Here is a 14,840-nt window from a genome sequence, read left to right on the forward strand (position 1 = left end):
TCGACCTGCTCTGACCGCCGCGGCACGACGGCCGGATCACCCCAGCGGGCGGTCGTGGAGGAATTCGATGGCTTCGGGGTATTCCTCGAGGGCCTTGGCGGCGGCGGCTTCTTCCGCGTCGCAGAGGCGTTGATAGTCGGTTTCGGCGGATTCGGCGGCGTGGGTGCGGAGGACCTGGAGGGCTTCGATGGCGTCTCGGTGGTCGCCCAGGATGGTCTGGAGGCGTTTGGCCTTCTTGCCGAGGTCTTCGGCGTGTTTGCCGAGGACCTCGGTGGCCGCCTCGGCCGAGTAGCGCAATCGCTTGGCGGCCTTGCGGATTTCGTGCAGGTGGTCGACGCGTTCGGCTTCGGACAGGTCGGACTCTGCACGGACCAGGTGGCGTAGTTCGCGGAAGTCGTGGCGCAGGACGGCGGTGAAGACCGGCTCGGCGGGCTCGTCGGCGATCGAAGCGCGTAGTGGTGGGTCGGCGATCAAGCAGTGCAGGCGGTCGAGCAGATGGCGGTAGCGGCGGGTGTCGAAGGCCTCGACCACCGCGCGGTGCGCCCCGGCGTAGAACCCGCGCTCCTCGTCGACCAGTTGCTGACCGAAATCCCTTCGGGGAGTGGATTTCTCGCCCGTCGACTCGGTCTCCACGTCGAGCGGAACCCCGGTGTCGACGAGCAACGCGGCGAACCGTTCGGCCCGCACCTCGGCGTCGCGCGCCACTCCGAGCAGCCCGGCCAGCCAGCGTAGTTCGTCGGTGATCTCGCCGACCCGTTTGCGCCGCAGCATCCGCCGGTAGGACTTGAGGACGCTGCGCAGTCGCCGGGTGGCGACCCGCATCTTGTGGATCGAATCCGGAAGGTCCTGGCGCACATCGGGTTCGGCGGTACACAGCCGGTCCACATCGGCGGCCACGGCGTTGACCAATGCGAGTCCGGCTGTGGTACTCATCTACGTCCTGTACTTGTCCGTGGCCTCCACCAGGTGGTGGGTGATGCCGGGTTCGAGAGCGGCGTGGCCGGCGTCGGGCACCAGGTGCAATTCCGAAGCGGGCCAGGCCTGATGGAGGTCCCAGGCGCTGGTGGCCGGGCACACCACGTCGTAGCGGCCCTGCACGATGACACCGGGAATGTGGGCGATGCGCGCGATATCGCGGAGCAGTTGCCCTTCGTCCAGGAAGCCGTGGTTGATGAAGTAGTGGTTCTCGATGCGCGCGAAGGCCAGCGCGAAGCGCGGATCGGCGGTTTCGGCGACCCGATCCGGTTGGGGCAGCAGGGAACTCGTGGAACCCTCCCAGGTGGACCACGCGACGGGCGCGTCGGTGGCGAGGGTGGCGTCGGGGGAGTGCAGCAGCCGGTGGTAGACCTCTACCAGATCCTGCCCGCGTTCGGCTTCCGGCACCGGCGCCAGGAACTTCTCCCACTCGTCGGGGTACACGTACCCCGCGGAGCCATTGTAGTACCAATCGATTTCCTTGCGCCGCAACAGGAATATCCCGCGCAGCACCAGTTCGGTGACCCGGTCCGGGTGGGCCTGCGCGTAGCTCAGCGCCAGCGTCGAACCCCAGGAGCCGCCGAACACCAGCCACTGCTCGACGCCGAGATGCGTTCGCAGCCTTTCGATATCGGCGACCAGGTGCCAGGTGGTGTTGTGCTCGAGGCTTGCCCCGTCGGCGATATGCGGCGTCGACTGCCCGCAGCCGCGCTGATCGAAGAGCACGATCCGGTAGGCCGCCGGGTCGAAGAACTGCCGGTGATACGGCGAGGTGCCGCCGCCGGGCCCGCCGTGCAGGAAGACCGCGGGCTTGCCGTCCGGATTGCCGCTCACCTCGTAGTACAGCCGCTGGCCGTCGCCGACGTCCAGCATGCCGTGCTCGTGGGGCTCGAGCGGCGGGTACAGGGTGCGCATCACCCGGCTGCCAGACCCGAGGCCAGATCCGGGATTTCGATCGCGGAGAGCGCCTGATCCCGCACATCCGGGCAAGCCTTGGTGGTGACCTGATCGACCAGGCCGCGGTTGCCCGGCAGCTGCAGCAGGAAGCCGTTCTGGGTCGCCCACTGGATCACGGTCGCGTTCAGCGAGATCTTGTCCAGGGTCGGGGTCTGCACCCGCCAGTCCGACAGCTGCGGCCGCATCAGGTCGCACAGCTGCTTGGCCGCGTCGTCGGAGACGGTGATCCCCGAGCCGCCCGCCGAGGTGGTCGGCCCGCCCGAGGTGGTCGGTTTGCCCGGCGTCGAGGAGAGCGGTGAGGAGGAGCCCTGCGGCTGCGTCGATCCCGTCGAGCTGTTGCCCCCGCAGGCCGCGGTCAACGCGACGGCGGCGACCGCCGCGACCAGCAGCGGCGTCCGCCGAACCCAGCGACTCATTCCACGATCCATGAACTTCCCTTTGGTCGATCCAGCTCGTTGGCTTCCGAGTCTGCCACCAAAAGTTCGCTGTGGACGGAGATGGCGGCGGGCGAATATGCGGTAATAGCTGATCGCTATCGCCCCCGGTGTCGTCGTGGGCAAACGAAACGCCCCCGCGAACCTCGCGGGGGCGTCCTCGGTCACCGTGCGACCGGACGGCTCAGTAGCTGTGCTCCGGGCCCGGGAACACCCCGCGCCGCACCTCGTCGGCGTAAGTGGCTGCGGCGGTGCGCAATTGACCGCCCACATCCGCGAACTGCTTGACGAACCTGGCGGTCTTACCGCCGGTATAGCCGACCATGTCCTGCCAGACCAGCACCTGCGCATCGCATTCCACGCCGGCGCCGATGCCGATGGTCGGAATGGTCAGCTTGCGAGTGACCTGCCCGGCCAGCTCGGCGGGCACCATCTCCATGACCACCGAGAAGGCCCCGGCCTCCTGCACGGCGATGGCGTCTGCGATGAGCTGCTCGGCCCCGTCGCCGCGCCCCTGCACCCGGAACCCGCCGAGGGTGTTGACGCTCTGCGGGGTGAATCCGATGTGCGCCATCACCGGGATGCCGGCGGCGGTCAGCTTGTGGATGGTGTCGGCCACCCGCTCGCCGCCCTCCAGCTTCACCGCGTGCGCCCCGCCCTCCTTCATGAAGCGGACGGCCGTCGCGAGGGCCTGCTCGGGCGAGGACTCGTAGCTGCCGAACGGCAGGTCCGCCACCACCAGCGCGTGCGGCGCACCGCGCACCACACCGCGCACCAGCGGGATGAGCTCGTCGACGGTGATGGCGACCGTGGTGTCGTAGCCGTACACCACATTGGCGGCCGAATCACCGACCAGCAGCACCGGAATCTCGGCTTCCTCGAACAGCCGGGCGGTGGAGTAGTCGTACGCGGTGAGCATGGACCAGCGCTCCCCGGCCTGCTTCATCTGCTGCAGGTGCTGCACTCGCGTCTTCCGCCGGCGCTCCGCCTCCCCGCGCTTGGGAGTTGTCGGCGCCGCAGACCCGTACACAGGGGTTTCCGCATCGGATACGGACATCATCGTCCCTTTCGTCGTTCCTCGAGGCCCATGACCGGGTCCCCGGGTTGTTCTGACGATCCTCAGTCTGCCATTTCCCCCGCTCCCACCAGGGATGGAATTCCTCACACCGGGGACCGGGCAGACGCGCACAGAAAAGAGGCGAGGGGTGCGCCCTCGCCTCTTCTGCTCGCTGCTTGTTATCCGACCGGGCCCTTGGCCACCTGGACCCGGGCCGACCGGGACTGGCCGGTCTGGTCGGTCCACTTCAGGGTGACGGTGTCGCCCGGGTGGTGCTGGTCCATGGTGGAGATGAGGTCGTTGGCGGAGGCGATGGCGTGGTCGTCGACGGCGGTGATGACGTCGCGGGCCTCGAGGCCGAGCTGGTCGGCGGGGCCGTTCCGGACGACGCCGCGGATCTGCGCGCCGCCGCCGACCGAGCTGACCGAGACGCCGATGAAGGCGGTGTCGCCGATGTGGACGCGGTCCGAGGCCTGGCCGGCCTGGATCTGCTTGGCCACCGCGAGCGCCTTGTCGATCGGGATGGCGAAGCCCTCGCCGCCGCCGATGCTGAAGCGGAAGCCCTGGGAGGCGGCCGTGTCCATGCCGATGACCTGTCCGGCCGCATCGACCAGCGGCCCGCCCGAATCCCCGGGTTGGATATCGGCGGCGACCTGGATGAGACCGGTCAGTTGTTCCGAGCTGCCGGTGGAATCGTCGCTGGCGGTGATGGCCCGATCCAGGGCGGTCACCTTGCCGGTGGCCGCGGTGGGAGTGCCGCGTCCGCCCGCATTGCCGACGCCGACCACCGCGTCGCCGACCGCGACCTTGTCCGAATCGCCGAGCGGCGCGGTCTGCAGACCGGACGCACCGCTCAGTTTGATGACCGCCATGTCCTCACTACGGTCGAAGCCGAGCACGGTCGCGTCATAGGTCCGATTGTCGCCCAGATCGGTGACCGAGATCTTGGTCGCGCCCTCGACCACGTGATTGTTGGTGAGCACGATGCCGTCCGACCTGAGCACGATGCCGGTGCCCGCGCCCTCCCCGTTCTGCAGCCCGAGCTCGGTGTTCACATCCACGATGCCCGGCACCACGTGCTGCGCCGCGGAATCGAGATCGGCTGGGGGAGTGGTGAAGTCGATCGGCTGACTCTGGGTGACGCCACCCGGCGACTGCGCGATCGGCGCCCCTGGCAGCGTGGCCGGCCCGCAGGCCACCAGCCCCAGGGTGGCGGCCAGGGCCACCGCCGCGCCGGCCGCGGCCCGGATGGTGCGTGAACGCGATGAGCCGGAACCGGCCGCGGCGGACCGATTCGGCGAATGTGGTTGCACGGTCATGACATCCCTCATGAGTAGAGCCCCCCGGTCACCTCCCATTAAGCATGCCCTTTCTGAGAGCGGCCTGGGGACTTACCGTGTGAACGCCCACGTACTCGGTGGTGCCCGCTCCGAACCTCTACCGTTACCCAATCCGTGCCATGCGTGACGTTTCGCACAACGACGGCGGGCGCGATGTAAACGGAGAGATATATGGAGCGGACGAGGGGTGCGAGGGTGATTTCGGCGGGATGGCACGATCGTGGGATGGCGTTGATGCGAACCGGCCGGGTCGTGCTCCTGATGACGGCGTTGGCGATGACCGCGGCTGCGTGCACCAACACGGTGGACGGCAAGCCAACCTCGAGCACACCGGTGGGGATGGATTCCTTCTACAACCAGACCCTGTCCTGGGGCAGCTGTGCCGAGTACAGCGAAGACGACATGCCCAAGAACGCCGAGTGCACCCGGGTGACGGTGCCGGTCGACTACGCCGATCCCAATGGGGCGACCGCCAAGATCGCCATCTCGCGGGTCCGGGCCACCGGCAACAAGATCGGTTCGCTGCTGCTCAACCCCGGCGGACCGGGCGTGACCGGATTGAACATGGTCACCCTCGGTGACAGCACCAAGCTGGCCGACCGCTTCGATCGGATCGGCTTCGACCCGCGCGGTATCGGCGCGTCGCAGCCCGCCATCAAGTGCATGACCGCCGCCGAGGACGACGCCCAGCGCGCCGAACCCAACAAGGACAACTCGCCCGCGGGCATCACGGCCGCGGAAACCGAGAACAAGGACTTCGCGAACAAGTGCGTCCAGCGCACCGGCAAGGACTTTCTCGCCCACGTCGGCACCCGGGAGGTCGTGCAGGACATGGACGTGATCCGGGCGGCGCTCGGTGATGCGAAGCTGACCTACCTGGGCTACTCGTACGGCACCCGCCTCGGCTACGCCTACGCCGAGAAGTTCCCCGACCATGTGCGCGCCCTGGTCCTCGACGGCGCGCTGGATCCTGAGCAGGACCCGGTCAAGGAGTCGGTGGCGCAGGCCGCCAGCTTCCAGAAGGCCTTCGACGCCTACGCCGCGGACTGCGCGGCCAAGGAGAAAACCAACTGCCCGCTCGGCGATGATCCGGGTCAGGCCACCAAGAAGTTCCGCTCGCTGGTGGATCCGCTGTGGGACAAGCCGGTTCCCACCCAGGACCCGCGCGGTCTGCACTACGGCGATGCCATCACCGGTGTGCAGCAGACCCTCTACTCCAACCGCCTGTGGCCCGCGCTGACCAAGGGCCTGCGGGAGCTGGCCCAGGGCAGCGGCGACACGCTGCTCGCCCTGGCCGACATGTACGACGGCCGCCACGACGACGGCAGCTACGACAACAGCTCCGACGCGTTCAACGCCATCCGCTGTGTCGACGACCCCGCCATTACCGATCGGTCCATCGTCGCCCAGCAGGACGCCGACTACCGCCGCGTCGCACCTTTCCTCGACGACGGACACGGCAGCAATGCCGCGCCGCTGGAGCTGTGCGCGATCTGGCCCGTCCCGAATACGAGCGCGCCGCACAAGCTTTCGATCCAGGGCCTGCCCAAGACCGTGGTGATCTCCACGACCGAGGACCCGGCCACCCCGTATCAGGCCGGCGTCAATCTGGCGCAGCAGCTGGGCGCCTCGCTGATCACCTACAAGGGCACCCGGCACACCGTGTCGCTGTCCGGCGTTCAGTGTGTCGATGACCCGGTGATTTCGTATCTGATCGATCTGAAGGCCCCCGCGCCGGGCCTCACATGTTGAGCTGGCGCGACTCGCCGCGCCTGCTGACGTTTATGTAACACGGATTTAACTCCGGTTCCCTACGCTCGCGGTCATGGACCGTCAGAAGGAATTCGTGCTCCGGACGCTCGAAGAACGGGATATCCGATTCGTGCGACTGTGGTTCACCGATGTCCTGGGGTATCTCAAGTCCGTCGCGATCGCGCCCGCCGAACTGGAGGGCGCCTTCGAGGAGGGCATCGGGTTCGACGGTTCGGCCATCGAGGGGTTTGCCCGGGTCTCCGAGGCGGACATGGTGGCCAAGCCGGATCCGTCCACCTTCCAGGTGCTGCCGTGGTCCACGTCCAAGGGGCACCAGCACTCGGCGCGCATGTTCTGCGATATCGCCATGCCGGACGGTTCGCCGTCCTGGGCCGATCCCCGGCACGTGCTGCGCCGCCAGCTGAACAAGGCCGGCGACCTGGGCTTCAGCTGCTACGTGCACCCCGAGATCGAGTTCTTCCTGCTCAAGCCGGGCCCGCACGACGGCTCCTCGCCGGTCCCGGCCGACAATGGCGGCTTCTTCGACCAGGCCGTGCACGACGAGGCGCCGAACTTCCGCCGCCACGCCATCGACTCGCTGGAATCCATGGGCATCTCCGTGGAATTCAGCCACCACGAGGGCGCGCCGGGCCAGCAGGAGATCGACCTGCGCTACGCGGACGCGCTGTCCATGGCCGACAACGTCATGACCTTCCGCTACCTGATCAAGGAAGTGGCCATCGACGAGGGCGTGCGGGCCAGCTTCATGCCCAAGCCGTTCGCCGATCACCCGGGTTCGGCCATGCACACCCACATGTCGCTGTTCGAGGGTGAGCAGAACGCCTTCGCCGACCCGGACGACCCGGACAACCTGTCGGAGACCGCGCGCGCGTTCATCGCCGGCATTCTCGAGCACGCGCACGAGATCTCGGCGGTCACCAACCAGTGGGTGAACTCCTACAAGCGTCTGATCCACGGCGGCGAGGCGCCGACGGCCGCCTCCTGGGGCCGGTCGAATCGCTCTGCGCTGGTGCGGGTTCCGATGTACACGCCGAACAAGTCGGCCTCGCGCCGTGTCGAGATCCGCAGCCCTGACAGCGCCTGCAACCCGTATCTGGCCTTCGCGGTGCTGCTGGCCGCGGGCCTGCGCGGTATCGAGAAGGGCTACACGCTGCCGCCGGAGGCCGAGGACGATGTGTGGTCGCTGACCAGCGCCGAGCGTCGCGCCATGGGCTTCCGGGAGCTGCCGGCGTCGCTGGACGAGGCGCTCAAGGCGATGGAGAAGTCCGAGCTGGTCGCCGAGACGCTGGGCGAGCACGTCTTCGACTTCTTCCTGCGCAACAAGCGCCGTGAGTGGGCCGGCTACCGAGCCCAGGTGACGCCCTACGAGCTCAAGGAATACCTGGGGCTGTGACAATTTGCCTTCCGCTTCGCTCCGGGCGGTTCGCGGCCGAGGCGTAGGTCCTTGGAGCCGGAACCTCGGCCTTCCCTCCTCCGCATCGCTCCCCCCGCTCCAAGCGCGGGGAGGCGGAGCGCAGTCCAGGCCGAGGCGGGCCGCGAACAAAGGGTGAGTGCGTTCGGGAGTCGAAGCGGCTGCAAGCAGGCAACGAAGTCCCGTTTGCGAGGGATGGGCGGCATGTTGGTTTGGCCTGCCATGTAATTTGAAGGGCATGGTTCGGCCATCGACTGCTCGTTCCGCTGTGCCCGGTGTCGGACGGCTCGGTCTGCTCGAGCCGTCGGCCGCCGACTCTCTGCGAGAGTTGGCGTGGGACAACGTGGACAGCGTGCCACTGCTGTGGGCGCTGTCGCGGTCCCCCGACGCCGATCTGGCGCTGCTGACGCTCATCCGGTTGCGTGAGCAACTCGGGAGCGATTGGGCCGCTTTGGATTCCGAACTGCGCCGGGACACCGGGCTGCGCGGGCGGCTGCTGGCCCTCATCGGTTCGTCCAGCGCCTTCGCCGATCACCTGGTGGCGGATCCGGGCTCCTGGCAGCTGTTACAGCGGTCCAAGCTGCCCGATCGTGCGGAGCTGCTCGCGGATCTGCTGGACGCCGTCCACGCCACCCCCGAGACCGGGGAGAACGCCGGGCTCACGATGCACCGGGCGGGCATCGCGGGGCCGGAGGCGATCGCCTTGCTGCGCAAGCGGTATCGCGATCAGCTCATGCTGCTGGCCGCCATCGACCTGGCCGCCACCGTGGAGAACGAACCGGTCCTGCCCTACCAGCAGGTGGGTCAGCATCTCACCGATCTGGCCGACGCGGCCCTCACCGCGGCGCTGTCGGTGGCTGTCGCGCGGGTGTGCCCCGACCGCGAGACACCGGTCCGGCTGGCCGTCATCGCCATGGGTAAATGCGGTGCGCGGGAACTGAACTACGTCTCCGACGTGGATGTCATCTTTGTCGCCGAACCCGCCGATACCACCGCCACCCGGCTCGCCGCCGAGATGATGAGCGTGGGCAGCGCGGCGTTCTTCGAGATCGACGCGGCGCTGCGGCCGGAGGGCAAGGCCGGTGCGCTGGTGCGCACCCTGGAATCGCACATCGCCTACTACAAGCGGTGGGCGCGCACCTGGGAATTCCAGGCGCTGCTCAAGATGCGGCCCGCCACCGGCGATCTCGCGCTCGGCGCCGAATACCGCGACGCGCTCATGCCGATGGTGTGGGCGGCCAGCGAACGTCCCGACTTCGTGACGGACGTGCAGGCCATGCGGCGGCGCGTCGAGGATCTGGTGCCCGCGGACCTGCGCGAACGTGAGCTCAAGCTCGGCCACGGCAGTCTGCGTGATGTCGAATTCGCCGTCCAGCTGCTGCAATTGGTGCACGGCAAGGCCGACGAATCGCTGCACGTGCAGGGCACGGTCGAGGCACTGACCGCGCTCGCCACCGGCGGCTACGTCGGCCGCGACGACGCCGCCAACCTCACCGCCTCCTACGAATTCCTGCGGCTGCTCGAACACCGTTTGCAGCTGCAGAGACTCAAGCGCACGCACACCCTGCCCGCCCCCGAGGACGAGGAGGGCATGCGCTGGCTGGCGCGCGCCGCGCACATGCGGCCCGACGGACGCCAGGACGCGGTCGGGGTCCTCACCAGCGAGATCAAGCGCAATGCGGTGCGGGTGCGGCGGCTGCACGCCAAGCTGTTCTACCGGCCGCTGCTGGAATCGGTGGCGCGCCTGGACGCGGACAACCTGCGACTCAGCCCCGCGGCGGCGGTGCGGCAGCTGGCCGCGCTGGGCTATGTGGCGCCCGAGAACGCGCTCGGGCATCTGAAGGCGCTGACCGGCGAGGTCGGGCGCAAGGGGCGGATCCAGGCGCTGCTGCTGCCGACCCTGCTCGAATGGCTCGGTGAGACACCGAATCCCGACGCGGGCCTGCTGGCCTACCGGCGGGTGTCGGAGGGGCTCGACAACGAGATCTGGTTCCTGCGCGAACTGCGCGACGAGGGGGCCATCGCGCAGCGGCTGATGATTGTGCTCGGGTCCTCGGCGTACCTGCCGGATCTGCTGATCAACGCGCCCGAGACCATCCGCATGTACGCCGACGGGCCGGACGGGCCGCTGCTGCTGGCCACCAAGCCCTCGGATGTGGCGCGCGGAATCCTCTCCGGGGCAAGTCGTTACGACGATCCCAGGCGCGCGGTCGCGACCGCCCGCTCGCTGCGCCGGCATGAGCTGGCCCGCGTCGCCTCGGCGGACGTGCTGGGCATGCTGGACGTCCCGAAGGTGTGCGAGGCGCTGTCCTCGGTGTGGATCGCCACCCTGGAGGCGGCGCTGCAGGCCGTGATCCGGGCCGGCGAGGCCGAACTCGGCAAGCGTGCGCCCGCCGATCTCGCGGTCATCGGCATGGGCCGGCTGGGCGGCATGGAACTCGGGTACGGCTCCGACGCCGACGTGCTGTTCGTGTGCGATCCGCGGCCCGGCGAGGACGAGACCGTCGCGGTGAAGTGGGCGATCAGCGTCGCCGAACAGGTGCAGCGGCTGCTCGGCGCGCCGAGCACCGACCCGCCGCTCCAGGTCGACGCCGGGCTGCGGCCGGAGGGCCGCAACGGCGCGCTGGTCCGCACGCTCGCCGCCTACTCCGCCTACTACACCCAGTGGGCGCAGCCGTGGGAGGTACAGGCCCTGCTGCGCGCCCACCAGGTCGCCGGGGACCGCGAACTCGGAATCCGCTTCCTGCGCACCATGGATCCCATCCGCTACCCCGAGGGCGGCATGTCCCCGGAGGGCGTCCGCGAGATCCGCCGCATCAAGGCCCGCGTCGACTCCGAACGCCTCCCGCGCGGCGCCAACCCCGCCACCCACACCAAACTGGGCCGCGGCGGCCTCGCCGACATCGAATGGACCGTCCAGCTGATCCAGCTCCTGCACGCCCACGAGGTCCCCGAACTCCACAACACCTCCACCCTCGAATCCCTGGACGCCATAGAACGCGCCGAACTCATCGACACCGCCGACGCCGCCCTCCTCCGCGACGCCTGGCTCACCGCCACCAAGGCCCGCAACGCCCTCGTCCTGGTGCGCGGCAAACCCGCCGACCAACTCCCCGGCCCCGGCACCCTGCTCTCCGCCGTGGCCCGCGTGGCCGGCTGGCCCAACGACGACGGCAGCGAATTCCTCGACCACTACATGCGCGTCACCCGCCGCGCCAAGACAGTGGTCGAACGCGTCTTCGGCGGCGAGTAGCAGCTTGTCCGGCGGGGCGAAACCGCTTCTCGCCCTGCCGGTCTGAAACATCGCTGCCGAACGCGGGGACGAACGTGTGGCGTGGGAGGCTGCTGCCGCGGGTACAAGTAGAGCGGGCTCGCTGAAGGAGACCGCGGCGGACACTCGGTCGGAGAGGACCTCAGTCCCGGGAATCGCCGCTGGGCAGCATGAGATCGTTTCGGGCTGCTGGAAACTCGGCGCCGATCGTGGGTGGGACGTGGGGGAGGGGATTGCCGAGTAGTTCGTCCTGGCGGTCTCGGATGAGCCAGGGCGGGGTGCGGTGGCGTGAGTCGGGGTCCGCGGTGGGGCGGGCGCCGGGGGCGAACATGCCCGATGGTGCGGAGGCCGGTGGGCCGGAGCCGTTGGGGGAGTCGGGTTGTCGTGGCTGGGTGAGGGGTTCTGGGTTGACTGGGCCGGGGAAGCTCTGGCCGGGGTCGGGCGTGGCGGGCGATGGGCGGGGTGCGAGAGGGTTGGTCGGATGGCCGATGGGGGCGGGGGTGAGCGGGGAAGTGGGTGGGGTGGTGGCGGGTTCGGTTTCGATGTCGGCCGGCCGAGGGGATTTCGAGCGTTGGCCGTCCTGGGTTCGACTGTCCGAACCTCGGTAGGCCGGGTCATTCAGGTCGGCCTCGGTGCCGGATTCCGGAAAGTGCTGGGTATCGGCCGGATTGGTCGCGGCGGCCATGGTGCCAGGAGAGCCGGGCGCGGGCTCGGGAGTTCCGCCTCGTCCGTCCCAGGGATCCAGGATGGCGGGTTGGGATGAGATGCCCGGGGAGCCTGGGGCCGCTCCGGAACCGGTTGTGCCGCTGGAGTCTTCGGATGCGGAGTCGCCGGGGGAGCCGAGGGCGAAGAAGGCGGGGACGGCTGTGCCGGCGGGTGGGTAGATGGGGACGTAGTTGGCGTCGAGGGCCGCCAGGGCGAGGTGGTACTGCTCGTCCTTGGTGTGGGCGGGGCCATCGGGCACGGGTGGGGGCACGGTTTTCCGGACGGCTTCGGCGCCGTAGGCCGCGGCAATCATGCGATGGCCGGTGCCGTGGGCGATTTCGGCGACATCGGTGGCGTCGCGGACGAATTGGCGGGCGGCCTGCTCGGCGGCGTGGGCGATGTGGCCGGACAGGGCGTCGGCGAGTGTGGCCTGGACGGTGGCGTGCAGGGTGCACAGAGCGCCGAACAGGCTGTCGGCGATGCTCACCCAGACCTGGGCGGCGGTGTGCATGTCGCCAGGGTTCATGGCCTGGACCCGGGAGTAGATCTGCTCGTGCGAGAACCGTGGGAAGTGCTCCAGCTGCCGGATGTAATCCGGGTCGAGTCCGCGCATGGTGATGCGCGACTGCTCGTGCTCGGCCCCCGACTGACTCAATCGGGCCCTGCGCCGCAAGGCTTCCGGTTCCATCGGCGTCCTCCCCTCATCCGGTCTCTTCCACTTCGACGCCGGGGACTGGGCGTCGGTTCCGCCGCGGCGCGATTCGCCGATACGGACGAGGCCGGCCACGCGAACCGAATTCTTTCCTTGCTCCATCGGCTGTTTCGATGGCATGCCCAGTCGCAGATACAGGAATGCCTGAAGATAAGATAATTCGCCGGGTGATGCTGTTTCACGATGTTGCCGGGTGAGCCGTAAATTCGTTCACCTGGCGTCGCCGGCAACTTCGGAGCTGAATAGATGCACCAGCGGCTCGGGCGGCGTTCCGCCGCTGAGTGAACGCACGGCAAAATGCGTTTACCTACGCATAATGAGCTCCTGATGGGAGAAGTCTCGATCGTTCATGCGGTCGGCTTCGGGTCGGGCGAGCCGGTGGGCGCAATTTTCGGGAACCTGTTTCGCAATAGGGAATCGTGGGACTCGATAACCGCATGCAGTGAAGGCGTTGGATATAACACCAGGTCAGAGCTTGTATTTGATCAAATCTAGCCCGCTTTCGATCCTGTGATCGGAACCCTGATGGGCGGCATGGCGTCGGTCGGCTGGTGCCGAAGTCTTAGTGGAATTAACTTTCCAGGCTGAATATTTAATAGCGGATAAGGATTTGCCGGAACCGCCCTCCGGCGAGCCATCGATGCCAAAACGTTATTTTGGATCTCGATCGCGACCGGATGAGAACAGGTTATATTTTAGATCCCTTACGGTTACGGCGCGACATGTGGCTCGTGCTGTTGCTTCACCTTTTGGAGATAGTTATGAGATCGACCGCATCCATGCTGCTTCGCGCCGGAGTTGTTACGCCGGTGGCGCTGGCCACCGCCTTCTGTTTGGCCGCACCCGCAAATGCCGCCCCCGTGAGCGTGAACTGGAGTTGTCAGGGCACGATCTTCGGGATAGGCCAAACCTCGAGCATGACCACATCGGTCGACGGGGCCGCGCCGGGATCGGCGGCATCCGGCTCCGCGGTGGCCATTACCCTCACCCCCGGTGTATCCACGGTTCCCAGCTCGGCCTCGGGCTTCACGGTGACGAGCATCAGCAACCTGAAGATGATCTTCCCGACTCCGGCGAATTCCACGCTGGTCTCGGCCACCGCATCCGGTGGGAGCGTGGCCGGCACCGTCACCACCTCGGGTGGGAATGTCGTTCTCACCGTGCCGGGTCCGATCGCCGGCGGCACGAGCTTCACCCCGCCGGCGGTGACCATCAATGTGACCGCCGGGACTCCCGGAACGCCGATCACCAGCAAGTACGCCGGGACCAGCTATGCCAATCCCGGTATGACCATGACGACCAACGTGCAATGGGTCGGCGGTGTCGCGACCGCGTGCTACCCGAATCCGTCCCCGACCCTCACCACCACGACCGTCAGCTGATCGGAGGGTAGGCGGAGCAGCGTGACGCGCAGTATCCGCTCCGGCGAAATGTGGTGAATGTGCCTGGACTGGGCTGTTACCAGCAGCCCAGTCCAGGTTCCGTCCGATCGGATCGGACACTCGCCGCCCCGGATGGTTTTCGCGCGCTGCGGCTTTCGTGCGGCGAAAACCACTCTGGCCGGGGTGCAATACCGGCTATCGTATCGGCTTCGGTGTCGTCGTGCAGTACATGTCCGGCACGGCCTCGGTGAATTTGGTTGAGAGGTTTCGTGTTTCAAGTGTTCGAGGGTGGGAGCCTGTGCGTCCGATGTCAACCGAACCCGCTCGGATCGCAGTAGAGCTCAGAAAGGCCCTGGAGTTCTATCACGGAACCATCGAGGATCTGGCCCGCGAATCGATCAGATTGCTGGGCGTGAACGAGACCGATCGGCGTGCGCTGGAAATCGTTCTCGGGGAAGGGAAGTCCACGACACCTGGCATGCTCGCCGAACGACTGGGCCTTACTGCCGCAGGCGCGACGGTCATGCTCAACCGGCTGGAGAAGCAGGGCTATATCGCCCGCTCGCTGGATCCCACCGATCGTCGCCGGGTGATCGTGGTGGCCACGGATCTCGCCGCCCGTCGCATGCAGGAACTCATCTCACCATTGGTCGACGAGGGCTACCAGATGATGCTGAGCTGGTTCGATCCCGCGGAACTGGAGATGATCGCGCGCTTTCTCATCCGGGCGGGCGAACTGCAGCGAACCCACCGGCAACAGCTGCGCAATATGGACCCCTACCCGCGGCGCTGAGGGTTTCCGGGGTCGTATCCAGGGCGGAAC

At 67.8% G+C, this 14,840-nt stretch carries 11 protein-coding genes; 5 read left to right on the top strand and 6 right to left on the bottom strand.

Annotation, left to right across the window (positions count from 1 at the left end; translation table 11 throughout):
* Positions 1-36: 36 nt before the first annotated feature.
* From ON33_RS06150 to ON33_RS06170, 5 genes are all read right to left on the bottom strand, one after another.
* Complete coding sequence (locus tag ON33_RS06150) at positions 37-933, bottom strand: CHAD domain-containing protein (protein ID WP_040856249.1); 897 nt, start codon at positions 931-933, stop codon at positions 37-39.
* A complete protein-coding gene (pip, locus tag ON33_RS06155; protein ID WP_040856413.1) occupies positions 934-1,890 on the bottom strand; it encodes a prolyl aminopeptidase in 957 nt (318 codons plus the stop codon).
* Positions 1,890-2,348 (bottom strand): hypothetical protein, encoded by a 459-nt coding sequence (locus tag ON33_RS39005; RefSeq protein ID WP_083868632.1) that lies wholly within the window; start codon positions 2,346-2,348, stop codon positions 1,890-1,892. Before ON33_RS39005 ends, pip begins: the two co-directional genes overlap by 1 nt.
* 202 nt (positions 2,349-2,550) lie before the next feature.
* Complete coding sequence (gene panB, locus ON33_RS06165) at positions 2,551-3,423, bottom strand: 3-methyl-2-oxobutanoate hydroxymethyltransferase (protein ID WP_040856415.1); 873 nt, start codon at positions 3,421-3,423, stop codon at positions 2,551-2,553.
* Between the two features lie 179 nt (positions 3,424-3,602).
* Positions 3,603-4,742 carry a S1C family serine protease gene (locus tag ON33_RS06170; protein WP_051151701.1) on the bottom strand — a complete coding sequence of 380 codons (1,140 nt, stop codon included), beginning with the start codon at positions 4,740-4,742 and terminating at the stop codon, positions 3,603-3,605.
* 246 nt (positions 4,743-4,988) lie between these two features.
* Between ON33_RS06170 and ON33_RS06175 the strand changes: the two genes are divergently transcribed.
* The 3 genes from ON33_RS06175 to ON33_RS06185 all read left to right on the top strand — a co-directional run bounded on the left by ON33_RS06175 (position 4,989) and on the right by ON33_RS06185 (position 11,200).
* Complete coding sequence (locus tag ON33_RS06175; RefSeq protein ID WP_085996681.1) at positions 4,989-6,515, top strand: alpha/beta hydrolase; 1,527 nt, start codon at positions 4,989-4,991, stop codon at positions 6,513-6,515.
* Between the two features lie 73 nt (positions 6,516-6,588).
* Positions 6,589-7,929 (top strand): type I glutamate--ammonia ligase, encoded by a 1,341-nt coding sequence (gene glnA, locus ON33_RS06180; protein WP_040856254.1) that lies wholly within the window; start codon positions 6,589-6,591, stop codon positions 7,927-7,929.
* 256 nt (positions 7,930-8,185) lie between these two features.
* Positions 8,186-11,200, top strand: coding sequence for a bifunctional [glutamine synthetase] adenylyltransferase/[glutamine synthetase]-adenylyl-L-tyrosine phosphorylase (locus tag ON33_RS06185; RefSeq protein ID WP_040856260.1), 3,015 nt, complete (start codon positions 8,186-8,188; stop codon positions 11,198-11,200).
* A 160-nt stretch (positions 11,201-11,360) separates the two neighbouring features.
* Here ON33_RS06185 and ON33_RS43920 read toward each other — a convergent pair whose 3' ends face one another.
* The gene (locus tag ON33_RS43920; RefSeq protein ID WP_157184429.1) at positions 11,361-12,611 is read right to left on the bottom strand and encodes a WXG100 family type VII secretion target; all 1,251 of its coding nucleotides are present in this window, start codon (positions 12,609-12,611) and stop codon (positions 11,361-11,363) included.
* A gap of 941 nt (positions 12,612-13,552) precedes the next feature.
* On the opposite strand from ON33_RS43920, the gene ON33_RS43090 reads away from it, so the two are divergent.
* Entirely contained in the window at positions 13,553-14,017 is a 465-nt protein-coding gene (locus ON33_RS43090) for a hypothetical protein (RefSeq protein WP_245550319.1), read from the top strand.
* Between the two features lie 307 nt (positions 14,018-14,324).
* Entirely contained in the window at positions 14,325-14,810 is a 486-nt protein-coding gene (locus ON33_RS06200) for a MarR family winged helix-turn-helix transcriptional regulator (RefSeq protein ID WP_040856269.1), read from the top strand.
* The last annotated feature ends 30 nt before the right edge of the window (positions 14,811-14,840 follow it).

Origin of the sequence: Nocardia niigatensis NBRC 100131, from assembly GCF_000308655.1 — a bacterium.
Classification (GTDB): Bacteria; Actinomycetota; Actinomycetes; order Mycobacteriales; family Mycobacteriaceae; genus Nocardia; species Nocardia niigatensis.